Source organism: Enterobacter mori (assembly GCF_025244905.1).
Taxonomy (GTDB): domain Bacteria; phylum Pseudomonadota; class Gammaproteobacteria; order Enterobacterales; family Enterobacteriaceae; genus Enterobacter; species Enterobacter mori_A.
The window spans coordinates 4,744,278-4,761,340 of the sequence record NZ_CP104285.1; the positions used below are offsets into that span (position 1 = coordinate 4,744,278).

Annotated in this window: 16 protein-coding genes; all 16 read left to right on the plus strand. The window is 52.7% G+C overall.

Features of this window, described 5'->3' with window-relative positions:
- Positions 1-10 precede the first annotated feature (10 nt).
- The 16 genes from atpI to pstS all read left to right on the plus strand — a co-directional run bounded on the left by atpI (position 11) and on the right by pstS (position 17,041).
- Positions 11-391, plus strand: coding sequence for a F0F1 ATP synthase subunit I (gene atpI / locus N2K86_RS22410; protein WP_008500194.1), 381 nt, complete (start codon positions 11-13; stop codon positions 389-391).
- A gap of 8 nt (positions 392-399) precedes the next feature.
- Positions 400-1,215 (plus strand): F0F1 ATP synthase subunit A, encoded by an 816-nt coding sequence (gene atpB / locus N2K86_RS22415; RefSeq protein ID WP_023309789.1) that lies wholly within the window; start codon positions 400-402, stop codon positions 1,213-1,215.
- A 49-nt stretch (positions 1,216-1,264) separates the two neighbouring features.
- The gene (gene atpE / locus N2K86_RS22420) at positions 1,265-1,504 is read left to right on the plus strand and encodes a F0F1 ATP synthase subunit C (protein WP_000429386.1); all 240 of its coding nucleotides are present in this window, start codon (positions 1,265-1,267) and stop codon (positions 1,502-1,504) included.
- A 48-nt stretch (positions 1,505-1,552) separates the two neighbouring features.
- Positions 1,553-2,023, plus strand: coding sequence for a F0F1 ATP synthase subunit B (atpF, locus tag N2K86_RS22425; protein WP_003862370.1), 471 nt, complete (start codon positions 1,553-1,555; stop codon positions 2,021-2,023).
- Between the two features lie 14 nt (positions 2,024-2,037).
- Positions 2,038-2,571 carry a F0F1 ATP synthase subunit delta gene (gene atpH, locus N2K86_RS22430; RefSeq protein ID WP_260660013.1) on the plus strand — a complete coding sequence of 178 codons (534 nt, stop codon included), beginning with the start codon at positions 2,038-2,040 and terminating at the stop codon, positions 2,569-2,571.
- A 12-nt stretch (positions 2,572-2,583) separates the two neighbouring features.
- Entirely contained in the window at positions 2,584-4,125 is a 1,542-nt protein-coding gene (gene atpA / locus N2K86_RS22435; protein WP_010426588.1) for a F0F1 ATP synthase subunit alpha, read from the plus strand.
- A gap of 51 nt (positions 4,126-4,176) precedes the next feature.
- A complete protein-coding gene (gene atpG / locus N2K86_RS22440) occupies positions 4,177-5,040 on the plus strand; it encodes a F0F1 ATP synthase subunit gamma (protein WP_260660014.1) in 864 nt (287 codons plus the stop codon).
- A 26-nt stretch (positions 5,041-5,066) separates the two neighbouring features.
- Positions 5,067-6,449 (plus strand): F0F1 ATP synthase subunit beta, encoded by a 1,383-nt coding sequence (gene atpD, locus N2K86_RS22445; protein ID WP_003862362.1) that lies wholly within the window; start codon positions 5,067-5,069, stop codon positions 6,447-6,449.
- Between the two features lie 20 nt (positions 6,450-6,469).
- The gene (locus N2K86_RS22450; RefSeq protein WP_006177560.1) at positions 6,470-6,889 is read left to right on the plus strand and encodes a F0F1 ATP synthase subunit epsilon; all 420 of its coding nucleotides are present in this window, start codon (positions 6,470-6,472) and stop codon (positions 6,887-6,889) included.
- A 136-nt stretch (positions 6,890-7,025) separates the two neighbouring features.
- A complete protein-coding gene (glmU, locus tag N2K86_RS22455) occupies positions 7,026-8,396 on the plus strand; it encodes a bifunctional UDP-N-acetylglucosamine diphosphorylase/glucosamine-1-phosphate N-acetyltransferase GlmU (RefSeq protein WP_260660015.1) in 1,371 nt (456 codons plus the stop codon).
- Between the two features lie 225 nt (positions 8,397-8,621).
- The gene (gene glmS, locus N2K86_RS22460; RefSeq protein ID WP_260660016.1) at positions 8,622-10,451 is read left to right on the plus strand and encodes a glutamine--fructose-6-phosphate transaminase (isomerizing); all 1,830 of its coding nucleotides are present in this window, start codon (positions 8,622-8,624) and stop codon (positions 10,449-10,451) included.
- Positions 10,452-10,777: 326 nt separating this feature from the next.
- Positions 10,778-11,359, plus strand: a complete 582-nt coding sequence (locus tag N2K86_RS22465; RefSeq protein WP_260660017.1) for a chaperone-usher fimbrial major subunit — start codon at positions 10,778-10,780, stop codon at positions 11,357-11,359.
- Positions 11,360-11,460: 101 nt separating this feature from the next.
- The gene (locus tag N2K86_RS22470) at positions 11,461-12,114 is read left to right on the plus strand and encodes a fimbrial chaperone (RefSeq protein ID WP_260660018.1); all 654 of its coding nucleotides are present in this window, start codon (positions 11,461-11,463) and stop codon (positions 12,112-12,114) included.
- A gap of 20 nt (positions 12,115-12,134) precedes the next feature.
- A complete protein-coding gene (locus N2K86_RS22475) occupies positions 12,135-14,663 on the plus strand; it encodes a fimbria/pilus outer membrane usher protein (RefSeq protein ID WP_407065253.1) in 2,529 nt (842 codons plus the stop codon).
- 37 nt (positions 14,664-14,700) lie between these two features.
- On the plus strand, positions 14,701-15,744 hold the full coding sequence (gene stgD, locus N2K86_RS22480) for a fimbrial protein StgD (protein ID WP_260661749.1): 1,044 nt from the start codon (positions 14,701-14,703) through the stop codon (positions 15,742-15,744).
- Positions 15,745-16,000: 256 nt separating this feature from the next.
- Complete coding sequence (gene pstS, locus N2K86_RS22485) at positions 16,001-17,041, plus strand: phosphate ABC transporter substrate-binding protein PstS (RefSeq protein WP_260660019.1); 1,041 nt, start codon at positions 16,001-16,003, stop codon at positions 17,039-17,041.
- Positions 17,042-17,063 lie beyond the last annotated feature (22 nt).

Consider the following 17,063-nt stretch of genomic DNA (forward strand, 5'->3'; position numbering starts at 1 on the left):
TAAAAACGTGATGTCTGTGTCGCTCTTGAGTAGAAACGTTGCTCGTAAGCTTCTGTTCATTCAGTTTCTGGCTGTGATAGCAAGTGGACTGCTGTTTAGCCTCAAAGACCCCTTCTGGGGCATCTCCGCCGTGTGCGGGGGTTTGGCGGTGGTTCTGCCAAACGTGTTGTTTATGATTTTTGCCTGGCGTCATCAGGCGCATACACCCGCCAAAGGCCGCGTGGCCTGGTCCTTCGCCCTCGGCGAAGTGTGTAAGGTGTTGCTGACCTTTGCTCTACTGGTGATGGCGCTGGCGGTTTTGAAAGTGGTATTCATGCCGCTGATAGCAACGTGGGTTTTGGTGCTGGTGGTACAAGTTCTGGCTCCAGCTGTAATCAATAACAAAGGGTAAAAGGCATCATGGCTTCAGAAAATATGACGCCGCAGGATTACATAGGTCACCATCTGAATAACCTTCAGTTGGACCTGCGTACATTCTCGCTGGTGGATCCACATAACCCCCCGGCCACCTTCTGGACGATCAACATCGACTCCATGTTCTTCTCGGTGGTTTTGGGTCTTCTGTTCCTGGCCATGTTCCGCGGTGTTGCTAAACGGGCGACCAGCGGTGTACCAGGGAAATTCCAGACGTTCATCGAAATGATCATCGGCTTCGTCCATGGCAGCGTCAAAGACATGTACCATGGCAAGAGCAAGCTGATTGCTCCGCTGGCCCTGACCGTGTTCGTTTGGGTTTTCCTGATGAACCTGATGGACCTGCTGCCAATTGACCTGTTGCCGTTCATCGGCGAGCACATCTTCGGCCTGCCTGCGCTGCGTGTTGTACCGTCTGCGGACGTGAACATCACTCTGTCGATGGCACTCGGCGTATTTATCCTGATTCTTTTCTACAGCATCAAAATGAAAGGCGTAAGCGGCTTTGTGAAAGAGCTTACCTTGCAGCCGTTCAACCACTGGGCGTTTATTCCGGTCAACCTGATCCTGGAAGGCGTTAGCCTGCTGTCCAAACCTGTTTCACTGGGTCTGCGACTGTTCGGCAACATGTATGCGGGTGAGCTGATTTTCATTCTGATCGCGGGTCTTCTGCCGTGGTGGTCACAGTGGATTCTGAATGTGCCATGGGCCATTTTCCACATCCTGATCATTACGCTGCAAGCCTTTATCTTCATGGTTCTGACGATCGTCTATCTGTCGATGGCGTCTGAAGAGCACTGATTTTTTACCAACACTACTACGTTTTAATTGAAACAAACTGGAGACTGTCATGGAAAACCTGAATATGGATCTGCTGTACATGGCTGCCGCTGTGATGATGGGTCTGGCGGCTATCGGTGCTGCGATCGGTATCGGCATCCTCGGGGGCAAATTCCTGGAAGGCGCAGCGCGTCAACCTGATCTGATTCCTCTGCTGCGTACTCAGTTCTTTATCGTTATGGGTCTGGTGGATGCAATCCCAATGATCGCTGTAGGTCTGGGTCTGTACGTGATGTTTGCTGTCGCGTAGTAGTAGTTTTAAAACCCCAAGCCACAGAAATTAAAGAGGTATTGTGCTGTGAACATGAACGCAACAATCCTCGGCCAGGCCATCGCGTTTATTCTCTTTGTCTGGTTCTGCATGAAGTATGTATGGCCGCCTTTAATGGCTGCCATCGAAAAACGTCAGAAAGAAATTGCTGACGGTCTGGCTTCCGCAGAACGCGCTAAGAAAGATTTGGACCTTGCACAGGCCAACGCGACAGACCAGCTGAAAAAAGCGAAAGCTGAAGCTCAGGTAATCATTGAACAGGCTAACAAACGCCGTTCTCAGATCCTGGACGAAGCGAAAGCTGAAGCAGAACAGGAACGTACTAAGATCGTGACACAGGCTCAGGCTGAAATTGAAGCTGAGCGTAAACGTGCTCGTGAAGAACTGCGTAAGCAGGTTGCGATTCTGGCTGTTGCTGGCGCCGAGAAGATCATCGAACGTTCCGTGGATGAAGCTGCTAACAGCGACATCGTGGACAAACTTGTCGCTGAACTGTAAGGAGGGAGGGGCTGATGTCTGAATTTGTTACGGTAGCTCGCCCCTACGCCAAAGCAGCTTTTGACTTTGCTGTCGAACACCAAAATGTCGATCGCTGGCAGAACATGCTGGCGTTTGCCGCTGAGGTGACGAAAAACGAACAAATGGCCGAGTTGCTGTCTGGTGCATTAGCGCCTGATACCCTCGCCGCGTCGTTTATCGCCGTGTGCGGAGAGCAACTGGATGCCAATGGCCAGAACCTGATTAAGGTTATGGCTGAGAATGGTCGTCTGCGTGTGCTCCCGGATGTTCTCGAGCAGTTTGAGCACTTACGTGCCCTTAGTGAAGCTACCGCTGAAGTCGAAGTGACTTCTGCAACTGAACTGAGTGACGAACAGCTTGCGAAAATCACCGCCGCGATGGAAAAACGTCTGTCACGCAAAGTTAAGCTGAATTGCAAAATCGATAAGTCTGTAATGGCAGGCGTAATCATCCGCTCGGGTGATATGGTCATTGATGGCAGCGTACGCGGCCGTCTTGAACGCCTTGCAGACGTCTTGCAGTCTTAAGGGGACTGGAGCATGCAACTGAATTCCACCGAAATCAGCGAACTGATCAAGCAGCGCATTGCTCAGTTCAATGTTGTGAGTGAAGCTCATAACGAAGGTACTATTGTTTCTGTAAGTGACGGTGTTATCCGCATCCACGGCCTGGCCGATTGTATGCAGGGTGAGATGATTTCCCTGCCGGGTAACCGTTACGCTATCGCACTGAACCTGGAGCGCGACTCCGTAGGTGCCGTTGTGATGGGTCCATACGCTGACCTCGCCGAAGGCATGAAGGTTAAGTGTACTGGCCGTATTCTGGAAGTGCCGGTTGGCCGTGGCCTGCTGGGTCGCGTAGTTAACACCCTGGGTGCGCCAATCGACGGTAAAGGTCCGGTTGAGCACGACGGCTTCTCCCCAATCGAAGTTATCGCACCGGGCGTTATCGACCGTCAGTCCGTTGATCAGCCAGTGCAGACTGGTTATAAGTCCGTTGATGCCATGATCCCAATCGGTCGTGGTCAGCGTGAACTGATCATCGGTGACCGTCAGACCGGTAAAACCGCGATGGCAATCGACGCCATCATCAACCAGCGTGACTCCGGCATCAAATGTGTGTACGTGGCTATCGGCCAGAAAGCGTCCACCATTTCCAACGTGGTTCGTAAACTGGAAGAGCACGGCGCGCTGGCTAACACCATCGTTGTTGTGGCGACCGCTTCTGAATCTGCTGCACTGCAATACCTGGCGCCATACGCCGGTTGCGCAATGGGCGAATACTTCCGTGACCGCGGTGAAGATGCACTGATCGTATACGATGACCTGTCTAAACAGGCTGTTGCTTATCGTCAGGTTTCCCTGCTGCTCCGTCGTCCACCTGGACGTGAAGCATTCCCGGGCGACGTATTCTACCTCCACTCTCGTCTGCTGGAGCGCGCTTCCCGCGTTAACGCGGAATACGTCGAGAACTTCACCAAAGGTGAAGTGAAGGGTCAAACGGGCTCTCTGACCGCACTGCCGATCATTGAAACCCAGGCGGGTGACGTTTCTGCGTTCGTTCCGACCAACGTAATCTCCATTACCGATGGTCAGATCTTCCTGGAAACCAACCTGTTTAACTCCGGTATTCGTCCGGCGGTTAACCCGGGTATCTCCGTATCCCGTGTTGGTGGTGCTGCTCAGACCAAGATCATCAAGAAACTGTCCGGTGGTATCCGTACCGCACTGGCACAGTATCGTGAACTGGCTGCGTTCTCTCAGTTCGCATCCGATCTGGACGAAGCAACCCGTAAACAGCTGAGCCACGGTCAGAAAGTGACCGAGCTGCTGAAGCAGAAACAGTACGCGCCAATGTCTGTTGCTCAGCAGGGCCTGGTGCTGTTCGCGGCTGAACGCGGTTACCTCGAAGATGTGGAACTGGCGAAAATCGGTAGCTTCGAAGCCGCTCTGCTGGCTTACGTCGACCGTGATCACGCTCCGCTGATGCAAGAGATCAACCAGACCGGTGGCTATAACGACGAAATCGAAGGCAAGCTGAAAGCTATCCTCGATTCCTTCAAAGCAACCCAATCCTGGTAATCGTCCGGCGGCTTGTCTCAGGACAAGCCGTCTGGCATTGAGGAGAAGCTCATGGCCGGCGCAAAAGAGATACGTAGTAAGATCGCAAGCGTCCAGAACACGCAAAAGATCACTAAAGCGATGGAGATGGTCGCCGCTTCCAAAATGCGTAAATCGCAGGATCGCATGGCGGCCAGCCGTCCTTATGCAGAGACCATGCGCAAAGTGATTGGTCACCTTGCAAACGGTAATCTGGAATATAAGCACCCTTACCTGGAAGAACGCGACGTTAAGCGCGTGGGCTACCTGGTGGTGTCGACTGACCGTGGTCTGTGTGGCGGCTTGAACATTAACCTGTTCAAAAAACTGCTGGCGGATATGAAAGGCTGGTCCGATAAAGGCGTTCAGTGCGATCTGGCACTGATTGGCTCTAAAGGCGTCTCTTTCTTTAACTCCGTGGGTGGCAACATTGTCGCTCAGGTGACCGGTATGGGTGATAACCCGTCCCTGTCCGAACTGATCGGTCCGGTTAAAGTGATGTTGCAGGCCTACGATGAAGGCCGTCTGGACAGACTGTATGTTGTCAGCAACAAATTTATTAACACGATGTCTCAGGTTCCAACGCTCACTCAGATGTTGCCTTTACCGGCATCAGAAGATGACGAGCTGAAGCAAAAAGCCTGGGATTACCTGTATGAACCTGATCCGAAACCGCTGCTGGATACCCTGCTGCGTCGTTACGTTGAATCACAGGTTTATCAGGGTGTTGTAGAAAACCTGGCCAGCGAGCAGGCCGCACGTATGGTGGCGATGAAAGCCGCGACCGACAATGGCGGCAGCCTGATTAAAGAGCTGCAGTTGGTATACAACAAAGCTCGTCAGGCCAGCATTACTCAGGAACTCACCGAGATCGTCGGTGGTGCATCCGCGGTATAACCAGGTTAATTCGTAGAGGATTCAAGATGGCTACTGGAAAAATTGTCCAGGTAATCGGCGCCGTGGTTGACGTCGAGTTCCCTCAGGATGCCGTACCGCGCGTGTACGATGCTCTTGAGGTACAGAATGGTAACGAGAGCCTGGTGCTGGAAGTTCAGCAGCAGCTCGGTGGTGGTATCGTGCGTACCATCGCAATGGGTTCTTCCGACGGTCTGCGTCGTGGTCTGGAAGTAAAAGACCTTGAGCACCCGATCGAAGTCCCGGTAGGTAAAGCAACACTGGGTCGTATCATGAACGTATTGGGTCAGCCAATCGACATGAAAGGCGACATCGGTGAAGAAGAGCGTTGGGCTATCCACCGCGCAGCACCGTCCTACGAAGAGCTGTCAAGCTCTCAGGAACTGCTGGAAACCGGTATCAAAGTTATCGACCTGATGTGTCCGTTCGCGAAGGGCGGTAAAGTTGGTCTGTTCGGTGGTGCGGGTGTAGGTAAAACCGTAAACATGATGGAGCTGATCCGTAACATCGCGATCGAGCACTCCGGTTACTCTGTGTTTGCGGGCGTAGGTGAACGTACTCGTGAGGGTAACGACTTCTACCACGAGATGACCGACTCCAACGTTCTGGACAAAGTATCCCTGGTTTACGGCCAGATGAACGAGCCACCAGGAAACCGTCTGCGCGTTGCGCTGACCGGCCTGACCATGGCTGAGAAGTTCCGTGACGAAGGTCGTGACGTACTTCTGTTCGTTGATAACATCTACCGTTACACCCTGGCCGGTACTGAAGTATCTGCGCTGCTGGGTCGTATGCCTTCAGCGGTAGGTTATCAGCCTACGCTGGCGGAAGAGATGGGTGTTCTTCAGGAACGTATCACCTCTACCAAAACCGGTTCTATCACCTCCGTTCAGGCGGTATACGTACCTGCGGATGACTTGACTGACCCATCTCCAGCAACCACCTTTGCGCACTTAGATGCAACCGTGGTACTGAGCCGTCAGATCGCGTCTCTGGGTATCTACCCGGCCGTTGACCCGCTGGACTCCACCAGCCGTCAGCTGGATCCACTGGTTGTGGGTCAGGAACACTACGACACCGCGCGTGGCGTACAGTCCCTGCTGCAGCGTTACCAGGAACTGAAAGACATCATCGCCATCCTGGGTATGGATGAACTGTCTGAAGAAGACAAACTGGTGGTAGCACGTGCGCGTAAGATCCAGCGCTTCCTGTCCCAGCCGTTCTTCGTTGCGGAAGTATTCACCGGTTCTCCGGGTAAATACGTTTCCCTGAAAGACACCATCCGTGGCTTTAAAGGCATCATGGAAGGCGAATACGATCACCTGCCAGAGCAGGCGTTCTACATGGTTGGTTCCATCGAAGAAGCCGTGGAAAAAGCCAAAAAACTTTAACGCCTTAATCGGAGGGTGATATGGCAATGACTTACCACCTGGACGTCGTCAGCGCAGAGCAACAAATGTTCTCTGGTCTGGTCGAGAAAATCCAGGTAACGGGCAGTGAAGGTGAACTGGGTATCTTCCCGGGTCACGCACCGCTGCTCACCGCCATTAAGCCTGGTATGATCCGCATCGTTAAACAGTTCGGTCATGAAGAGTTTATCTATCTGTCCGGCGGCATTCTTGAAGTGCAGCCTGGCAGTGTGACCGTTCTGGCCGATACCGCTATTCGTGGCCAGGATCTCGACGAAGCGCGAGCCCTGGAATCGAAGCGTAAGGCTGAAGAGCACATTAGCAGCTCTCATGGTGACGTGGATTACGCTCAGGCGTCTGCGGAGCTGGCCAAAGCGATCGCGAAACTGCGCGTTATCGAGTTGACCAAAAAAGCGATGTAACACCGGCTTGAAAAGCTCAAAAGCCAGTCTGGATACCAGGCTGGCTTTTTTTTTGCCTTAATTCATGATGAAAAAGATGTAGAATTTTAAGCATCAAACGTTTTTACTTCTCACTCAAACTACCGTCAGGATGCGTATGTCAAACAGTGCGATGAGCGTGGTGATCCTTGCCGCTGGCAAAGGTACCCGCATGTATTCCGATCTGCCTAAAGTGCTTCACACGTTGGCAGGAAAGCCAATGGTGCAGCATGTCATTGATGCAGCAAATGAATTGGGCGCGCGTCAGGTAAACCTGGTCTACGGCCACGGTGGCGATTTATTGAAAAAGACGCTGTGTGACGACAAGCTCAACTGGGTGCTTCAAGCGGAACAGCTGGGAACTGGCCATGCGATGCAGCAGGCGGCCCCGTTCTTTGCCGATGACGAAGACATTCTGATGCTGTACGGCGATGTTCCGCTGATCTCCGTTGAAACCCTGACCCGCCTGCGTGAAGCCAAACCCCAGGGCGGTATTGGCCTTCTCACCGTCGTACTGGACGACCCGAGCGGCTATGGCCGCATCACCCGCGAAAACGGCAAGGTGACTGGCATCGTTGAACACAAAGATGCCAGCGAAGAACAGCGCCAGATCCTGGAAATTAACACCGGTATCCTGATTGCCAACGGCGCGGACATGAAGCGCTGGCTGTCTCAGCTCAACAACAACAATGCGCAGGGTGAATACTACATCACCGATATCATTGCGATGGCGTATCACGAAGGGCGTGAAATTGCTGCCGTTCATCCGGCGCGCATCAGCGAAACGGACGGCGTGAACAATCGCCTGCAGCTTTCCCGTCTTGAGCGTATTTATCAGTCCGAGCAGGCCGAAAAACTGCTGCTGGCAGGCGTGATGCTGCGCGATCCGGCGCGTTTCGATCTGCGCGGTACCTTGTCTCATGGGCGCGACGTTGAGATTGATACTAACGTTATCGTTGAAGGCAACGTCACGCTGGGCAACCGCGTCAAAATTGGCACCGGCTGCGTGATTAAAAACAGCGTTATCGGTGACGACTGCGAAATTAGCCCGTACAGCGTGGTGGAAGATGCTCGTCTGCACGCGGCCTGTACCATCGGCCCGTTTGCACGCCTGCGTCCGGGTGCCGAACTGCTGGAAGGCGCTCACGTGGGTAACTTCGTGGAAATGAAAAAAGCGTGTCTGGGTAAAGGCTCGAAAGCCGGTCATCTGACCTATCTGGGCGACGCGGAAATTGGTAACAACGTGAATATTGGTGCAGGAACCATTACCTGTAACTACGACGGCGCGAATAAGTTTAAAACCATCATCGGTGATGATGTGTTCGTTGGCTCCGATACGCAGCTGGTGGCACCTGTTACCGTGGGCAATGGCGTGACCATTGCTGCCGGAACAACCGTTACACGCGATGTGGCTGAGAACGAGCTGGTGTTAAGCCGCGTACCGCAGATCAGCAAGCAGGGGTGGAAACGCCCGGTGAAGAAAAAGTAACAACAAGGCGGGTGGCGCTACGCTTACCCGCCCTACGATTGAGTAGGCCTGATAAGGCGTAGCCGTCATCAGGCAAACCCGGGTGAGGAGATAAATATATATCTTCCCCCACAAGCAGTACCCATAAAAATAACCCCACTCTCTACAAGGCTCGGGGCGCCCGAAAAGGGCAAATACAGGTCAGCGACAACGCAGGCATCATGCCTAAATTCGGAATCTAAAATTATGTGTGGAATTGTTGGCGCAGTTGCGCAGCGTGATATTGCTGAAATCCTTCTCGAAGGTTTACGTCGTCTGGAATACCGTGGTTACGACTCTGCCGGTCTGGCAGTGGTGGATGCAGAAGGTCATATGACCCGTCTGCGTCGTCTCGGTAAAGTGCAAATGCTGGCTCAGGCCGCGGAAGAGCATCCGCTGCACGGTGGTACCGGTATTGCACATACCCGCTGGGCGACGCACGGCGAACCGTCAGAAGGCAACGCTCACCCGCATGTGTCTGAACACATCGTGGTCGTGCACAACGGCATTATCGAAAACCACGAACCGCTGCGCGAAGAACTGAAAGCGCGCGGCTACACCTTCGTCTCTGAAACTGACACCGAAGTGATTGCTCACCTGGTGCACTGGGAGCTGGAGCAGGGCGGCACGCTGCGTGAAGCGGTACTGCGCGCCATTCCTCAGCTGCGCGGTGCGTACGGTACGGTGATCATGGATTCCCGCGATCCGTCTACGCTGCTGGCTGCGCGTTCCGGTAGCCCGATGGTTATCGGTCTGGGCATGGGTGAAAACTTTATCGCCTCCGATCAGCTGGCGCTCCTGCCGGTTACCCGTCGCTTTATCTTCCTTGAAGAGGGTGATATCGCGGAAGTGACCCGTCGCAGCGTAACCGTATTCGATACCAGGGGCGAGCAGGTGAAACGTCAGGAGATCGAATCTAACCTGCAGTACGATGCGGGCGACAAAGGCGCGTACCGTCACTACATGCAGAAAGAGATTTACGAGCAGCCAAACGCCATCAAAAACACCCTGACCGGGCGCATCAGCCACGGTGAAGTGGATCTGAGCGAGCTGGGCGCAAACGCCAACGAACTGCTCGGCAAGGTTGAGCATATTCAGATCGTGGCCTGCGGCACCTCCTACAACTCCGGTATGGTCTCTCGCTACTGGTTTGAATCCCTGGCGGGCGTGCCGTGCGATGTGGAAATCGCGTCTGAATTCCGCTATCGCAAATCCGCGGTGCGTCGTAACAGCCTGATGATCACCCTTTCACAGTCTGGCGAAACGGCGGACACGCTGGCCGCGCTGCGTCTGTCTAAAGAGTTGGGTTACCTGGGATCGCTGGCCATCTGTAACGTCCCGGGCTCTTCCCTGGTGCGTGAATCCGATCTGGCGCTGATGACCAAAGCGGGTACCGAAATCGGCGTGGCTTCCACCAAAGCGTTTACTACTCAGCTGACCGTTCTGCTGATGCTGGTGGCGAAGCTGGCGCGTCTGAAAGGTGAAGATGCCTCTGTTGAGCACGACATCGTTCACGGCCTGCAGGCGCTGCCGAGCCGTATTGAGCAGATGCTCTCCCAGGACAAACGCATTGAAGCGCTGGCGGAAGATTTCTCTGACAAACATCACGCGCTGTTCCTGGGCCGTGGCGACCAGTACCCCATTGCGCTGGAAGGCGCGCTGAAGCTGAAAGAGATCTCCTACATCCACGCTGAAGCCTATGCGGCAGGCGAGCTGAAACACGGCCCGCTGGCGCTGATTGACGCGGATATGCCGGTTATCGTTGTGGCACCTAACAACGAACTGCTGGAAAAACTGAAATCCAACATCGAAGAAGTACGCGCCCGCGGCGGTGTCCTGTACGTCTTTGCCGACAAGGATGCCGGTTTTGTCAGCAACGACAACATGCACATCATCGAGATGCCGCATGTAGAAGAGGTGATTGCGCCGATCTTCTACACCGTTCCGCTGCAGCTGCTGGCTTATCACGTGGCGCTGATCAAAGGCACCGACGTTGACCAGCCGCGTAACCTGGCGAAATCGGTAACGGTGGAATAATAGTCCGCTTATTTTCCTTAAAGCCTTAGCCCTATGCTAAGGCTTTTTTATTTCCTCATAAATATAATCTGAAAAATAAAAGCTGCTTTTTCTTCTCATACACGTTTGTTGTAAAGTTTAAATACATGCGAAATAATATTAAATCAGACCGAATGTTTTATTTGTTTATTCTATTATTCCTCCTTAAATAATACTCCTTTAATAATATAATTTTATTTCTTGCTGAATTTAATTTTATTTGTATTATGTCGCCTGAACGCAAGTTCCATGATTTATTTAAATCATGAATGTAATAGATGGATTTATTAATTTAATGGCGGAGTACTATGAAACGTAATATTTTTACAGGGATTTTGGCGCTTTCTTCACTGTTTTTAGCTAATCAGGTTATCGCATCTGACGGTATTGTACACTTCCGTGGCGAAGTGGTGGATACCACATGTGAAGTCACTTCAGATACGGCTGGACAGACGGTGAATATCGGTAAGGTGGGTAAAACCGCTTTCACGGGTATTGACTCTACGGCATCGGTAAAAGATTTTCATATCCGACTAGAAAAATGCCCTACCACATACACTCAGGCTGCCGTTCGCTTTGATGGTACTGAAGACAGAAATACTATCGGTAAAGGCTATCTTGCCATCGGTACGCCTGTGGCGGGAGAAACGGGCACTGACGGTACCTTCACCGGTGGAGAAACCGCTGTCGCAGCAACAGGTGTGGCGATTAAATTATACAACCTGAAGGATGATACTCCCGTCCCGCTGTACGGCAATTCTGCTTATAGCCCTATTGCCTCCGGGAATGCAGATTTAGGCTTCAAAGCGAAATATGTGCAAACCCTTGCTACGGTCACGCCGGGTACAGCTAACGCTGATTCTCAGTTTACTATCGAATACCTGAAATAATATCACCCCGTACACTCTGTTGAGCCTGATGGCTGCCCTTTTTCTACCAGGCTCTTTATATAAAGGATTATTTTGTGATAAGAGTGTTTTTCGGCGTGCTTATGACGCTGTGGCTGGCCTTTTTTTCATGTTTCTCAACCGCGGGTATTATTATTGGTGGAACGCGTGTTATCTATTCCAGTGATAAATCCGATGCGACCATTTCGGTTCGTAACAATGATAATACGCTGCCGTATTTGATTCAGACATGGGTTGATCCTTTCGAAAGTCGCAATCAACCTTCACCGCCTTTTACCGTTATTCCTCCGGTTTCCCGGCTAGAGCCACAGCAGGAAAAAATTCTGCGGATTATGAAAGTCAAAGGAACACTGCCTGCCGATCGCGAATCCGTCTTTTGGCTGAACGTGAAAAATATTCCGCCTTCGGGTAACAGCCCAAACCGGCTGGAAATCGCCATCAAAACGCGCATCAAACTCTTCTGGCGTCCAGCTGCGCTCAAGGTCACACCGGAAACTGCCGCGCCAAAAGTCACCTGGCATACCGAAGGCGGTTTTTTAGTTGTGCATAATCCCAGTGCCATTCACGTCAACGTGATGAATGTGACGGTCGACGGGAAGGATGTGCCTTTGAATATTATCCGCCCGTTTGAAACGCTTCGTCTTCCGCTGCCTGCGGGAACGTCCGGTCATAGCATGGTCTGGCGCTACGTCAATGACTACGGCGGCATCAGTAACGCTATTGCGCTTACCCTCTGATCATCGGGATATCCTGGCAAATGGCCTCCTCACCGCTCGTAAAACTCCTGATGATCTCAGGGATATTCTTTTCTGCTGCGAAAATGTCTGCGGCAAAGGATCTGTTTAATCCCGCCTTGCTGGAGATCGATCGTCCCGTTGATGTGGACATCAGCCAGTTCAACCGGGCAAACAGCCTGCCTGCCGGGGATTACAAGGTCGATATTTTTGTTAACGGTAAGCGTATTGAACAACGCGTCGTGACGTTTGTTCAGGATAATGCAGAGGCGGAAATCACTCCCTGTTTTGTGGATGCGAAAAGCGTCCTGGCCACGTTTGGCGTAAAAGTTGAAGCGGTAAAGGCGCTGGCAGAGATCGACGAGAAGCAGTGTATCCGTCCTGCGGCGGTGATAGAGGGAGCGACCTCGACGTTTAATACGGATGAACTGGCCCTCAATCTGACCATCCCGCAGATTTATATTGATGCCGCTGCCCATGATGCGATAAGCCCTTCCCGCTGGAATGAAGGCATTAACGCGTTGATGGTGAATTATGATTTTTCAGGCTCTGAAACGCTTCGCGACGATGACGGTGATGACGAGGCGTTTTACTACCTCAACCTGCGCAATGGAATAAACGTGGGGGCATGGCGCCTGCGTAACTACAGTACCCTCAATATCAGCAACGGGCAGTCAGCCTATGACACTATAAGCACCTACGCCGAGCGGAATATTGCCGCGCTTCGTAGCCAGGTGATGATTGGAGATACGTTTACCGCCAGCGATGTGTTTGACAGCACGCAGCTTCGCGGCGTGCGGCTCTACACGGATAACGACATGCTTCCCGCCAGCCAGAACGGGTTTGCTCCGGTGGTTCGCGGCGTGGCAAAAAGTAACGCCACCGTCATCGTCAGGCAGAATGGGTATGTCATTTATCAATCAGCCGTTCCGCCGGGCGCCTTTTCGCTGACCGATCTTAATACTACCCACTCAGGCGGCGATCTGGATGTCACCATCAAAGAAGAGGACGGCAGCGAACAACGCTTCACGCAGCCCTATGCGTCGTTAGCCATACTGAAGCGCGAGGGACAGACCGATGTGGATATCAGCGCGGGTGAGTTGCGCGACCAACATGCTTTCACGCCGGACGTGTTTCAGGCTCAGCTGCTGCGCGGTCTGCCGTGGGGATTAACGCTGTACGGCGGCATGCAGCTGGCGCAGGATTATCGCGCTGCTGCGCTCGGAGTCGGCAAGGATATGGGGTCGCTGGGCGCACTCTCCTTTGACGTCACCCACGCAGCCGCCTGGTTCGACGAGAACGATAATGAACAGGGGCAGTCTTATCGTTTCCTCTATTCAAAACGCTTTGATGATACCGACACGACGCTCCGGCTGGTGGGTTACCGGTACTCGACGGAAGGGTACTACACGCTGAATGAGTGGGCTTCACGCCAGAATAACCAAAGCGATTTCTGGGCCACCGGTAACCGACGCAGTCGTCTGGAAGGCACGTGGACCCAAACTTTCGGCGAAGGTATGGGCAACCTCTATCTGACGTTGAGCCGCCAGCAGTACTGGAAGACGGACGCTGTCGAACGACTGGTGCAATTCGGCTACAGCAACAGCTGGCGTTCTATCTCCTGGAACCTCTCCTGGAACTATTCGGATTCTGCCACCACTTCCAGCGGCCGCCAGGATGCCGATAGCACCTCCTCAGAAAGCGAGCAGATCTTCATGTTCTCCGTGTCAGTTCCTCTATCCGGCTGGCTCAGCAACAGCTACATCTCGTATAGCGCGACGCAAAATAACCACGGTAAAGGGATGCATCAGGTTGGCGTAAACGGTACGGCGCTCGAAGGACATAACCTCTCTTATAACATTCAGCAATCCTGGGATGCTGATGAACGAGAGAGCAACGGCAGTGCAGGACTTGGGTATGACGGAACATACGGCTCGGCGAATGCCAGCTATGACTATAGCCGGGAATCAGAGCGCCTTAACTATGGTGTGAAAGGTGGCATTCTGGCACACAGCGAAGGGATCACTTTTTCCCAGGAGCTGGGTGAGACCGTCGCGCTGATTAAAGCCCCCGGAGCCGCCGGTCTTGAGCTGGAAAACGCAGGTGGCATCGCCACTGACTGGCGGGGTTACACCGTACAGACGCAGCTCAACCCCTACGATGAAAACCGTGTCGCTTTCGACAGTGATTACTTCGCCAAAGCTAACGTCGAGCTTGATAACAGCGTCCTTACCCTGGTGCCCACGCGTGGCGCCGTGGTGAAGGCTGAATTTGTTACGCACGTTGGCTATCGCATCTTGTTTAACGTTCGTCAGGCGAATGGACAACCCGTCCCCTTTGGCGCGATGGCATCCGCGGAGCTTGAGTCCGGCAGCGTGACCGGCATTGTCGGGGATAACGGCGATGTCTACCTTTCCGGTATGCCGGAAGAAGGTACGTTTTCACTGAACTGGGGAAAGGGAAATGCCAGTCGCTGCACGGTGCATTACCACATTAACAAGCCGACAGGTGTCGAGCTGGTTCAGACAACGGCAGTTTGCCAACAGGGATAGCGCAATGAAATTCGGTTCGAAAAGGCTGTTTGTTGTAATGACGCTTTTGTTCAGTACGTGGAGCAAGGCTGCGCTTGCGGGGGATGGGATCTGCCATGCAGTGGGTGGAACCTATCTCTACAATCTGAATGTGAATAATCAGCAAATACCCGCTGATAAAAATAAAGCGGGTATGGAGATAAGAGATCTAAAAACACTTTCGTCACCGAGCACTTATAAAGTTCAGTGTAATTGCCTTGGTCGCTATACCACCACATTTCGGAGTATCTACTATACGGCTACCTCGCCTTTGAACATGGATACGACAAGAGACGGCTACACTTACAATACATTGAATGAAAATCTGAGTATTGCCACTTCGATCCATGTACTGGGCCGTGAATTCATCCCCGTTCCCTTTTCTGCGGAACCAAATCGCGTGACCTCAGGTATGTACTGCTATGCGGATGGAGAAGAAGGCAGCCAGGCGATACTGGATACGGGATCGGAGATCAAGCTGTCGTTTCTGGTTAACAAACCTTTTATCGGCAAAGTGACGGTACCGGGCACCGTCGTCGCGGATCTGTACGGCGGAATAGACGAGCAATCCTCTTTAGCGAGTACCGACAAGCTGGCCGAAATTCGTATTTCAGGTGATATCGTCGCGCCGCAAAACTGTGAGATTGCGGCGGGGCAGTCGCTGGAGATCGATTTTGGTAAGATCCCTGCCACGGCGTTTTCTGCGGTGCAGGGCACGCCCGTTTCCAGCCACAAGGTGACCAAAACCATCCTCGTCCAGTGCACCGGAATAAGGGATGAAAATATCGTCTACTCCTCCCTTCATGCCGACCCGGTTGACTCCAGCGCCACAATGATGAAAGTGAACGGTAACGATGATGTCGGGATTGTCATTTATGACAAGGCCGACCGCGCGGTGAATGTGAACGGCGGCAGCATGAGTATGGACAGGGGGGCGAACAATCAGGGGGCAGAAACCAACTCGCTGACGTTTTCCGCGGCGCCAGCCAGTGCGACAGGCGCTCAGCCCAGGCCGGGGACCTTTGACGCCTACGCCACTATCACGCTGGAGATCGCCAACTGAATAAACACAGGGGCGAAATATTTCCGCCCCTGTTACATATTACAGTCATTGTCATTTTTTACATTCTGAACCACACTTCCTTTCATAACGCTGCATTGCGAAAAATAAAATCATGTTTTTATTCATGAGGTTAAAGTGCATGCGTGCATTGTCATAAAACTGTCATAATTCGTACATTTATCTGTCACCTGTTTGTCCTATTTTGCTCATCGTAGCCACTTAAACAATGATTTACGAAATCCTTGCAGGAGACATTATGAAAGTTATGCGTACCACTGTCGCAACTGTTGTCGCCGCGACCTTATCCATGAGCGCTTTCTCTGTATTTGCAGCAGCAAGCCTGACAGGTGCCGGTGCAACCTTCCCTGCGCCGGTGTATGCCAAATGGGCGGATACCTACCAGAAAGAAACCGGCAACAAGGTTAACTATCAGGGTATCGGCTCCTCCGGTGGCGTAAAACAAATTACCGCGAATACCGTTGATTTCGGCGCGTCAGATGCCCCACTGTCTGATGAAAAACTGAATCAGGAAGGCCTGTTCCAGTTCCCGACCGTGATCGGCGGCGTTGTGCTGGCTGTTAACATCCCTGGCCTGAAATCAGGCGAGCTGGTGCTGGACGGCAAAACCCTGGGTGACATCTACCTGGGCAAAATCAAGAAATGGGATGACGAAGCCATCACCAAACTGAACCCGGGCGTTAAGCTGCCTTCGCAGAACATCGCTGTGGTTCGTCGTGCTGACGGTTCCGGTACTTCCTTCGTGTTCACCAGCTATCTGGCGAAAGTGAACGAAGAGTGGAAATCTAAAGTCGGCTCCGGCTCTACCGTTAACTGGCCAACCGGTCTGGGCGGTAAAGGTAACGACGGTATCGCCGCGTTCGTACAGCGTCTGCCTGGCTCCATCGGTTACGTAGAATACGCCTACGCTAAGCAGAACAACCTGGCTTACACCAAACTGGTTTCAGCTGACGGTAAACCGGTTAGCCCGACCGAAGAGAACTTTGCTAACGCCGCAAAAGGCGCTGACTGGAGCAAATCCTTCGCGCAAGACCTGACCAACCAGAAAGGGGACGACGCGTGGCCAATCACCTCTACGACGTTCATTCTGGTCCACAAAGATCAGAAGAAACCAGAGCAGGGTGCGGAAGTGCTGAAGTTCTTCGACTGGGCATACAAAAACGGCGGCAAGCAGGCTAACGACCTGGATTACGCCAGCCTGCCGGACAGCGTGGTTGAGCAGATTCGTGCTGCATGGAAAACCAACGTGAAAGACAGCAGCGGTAAAGCATTGTATTAATTTAGCATTCTGACGAAAATGG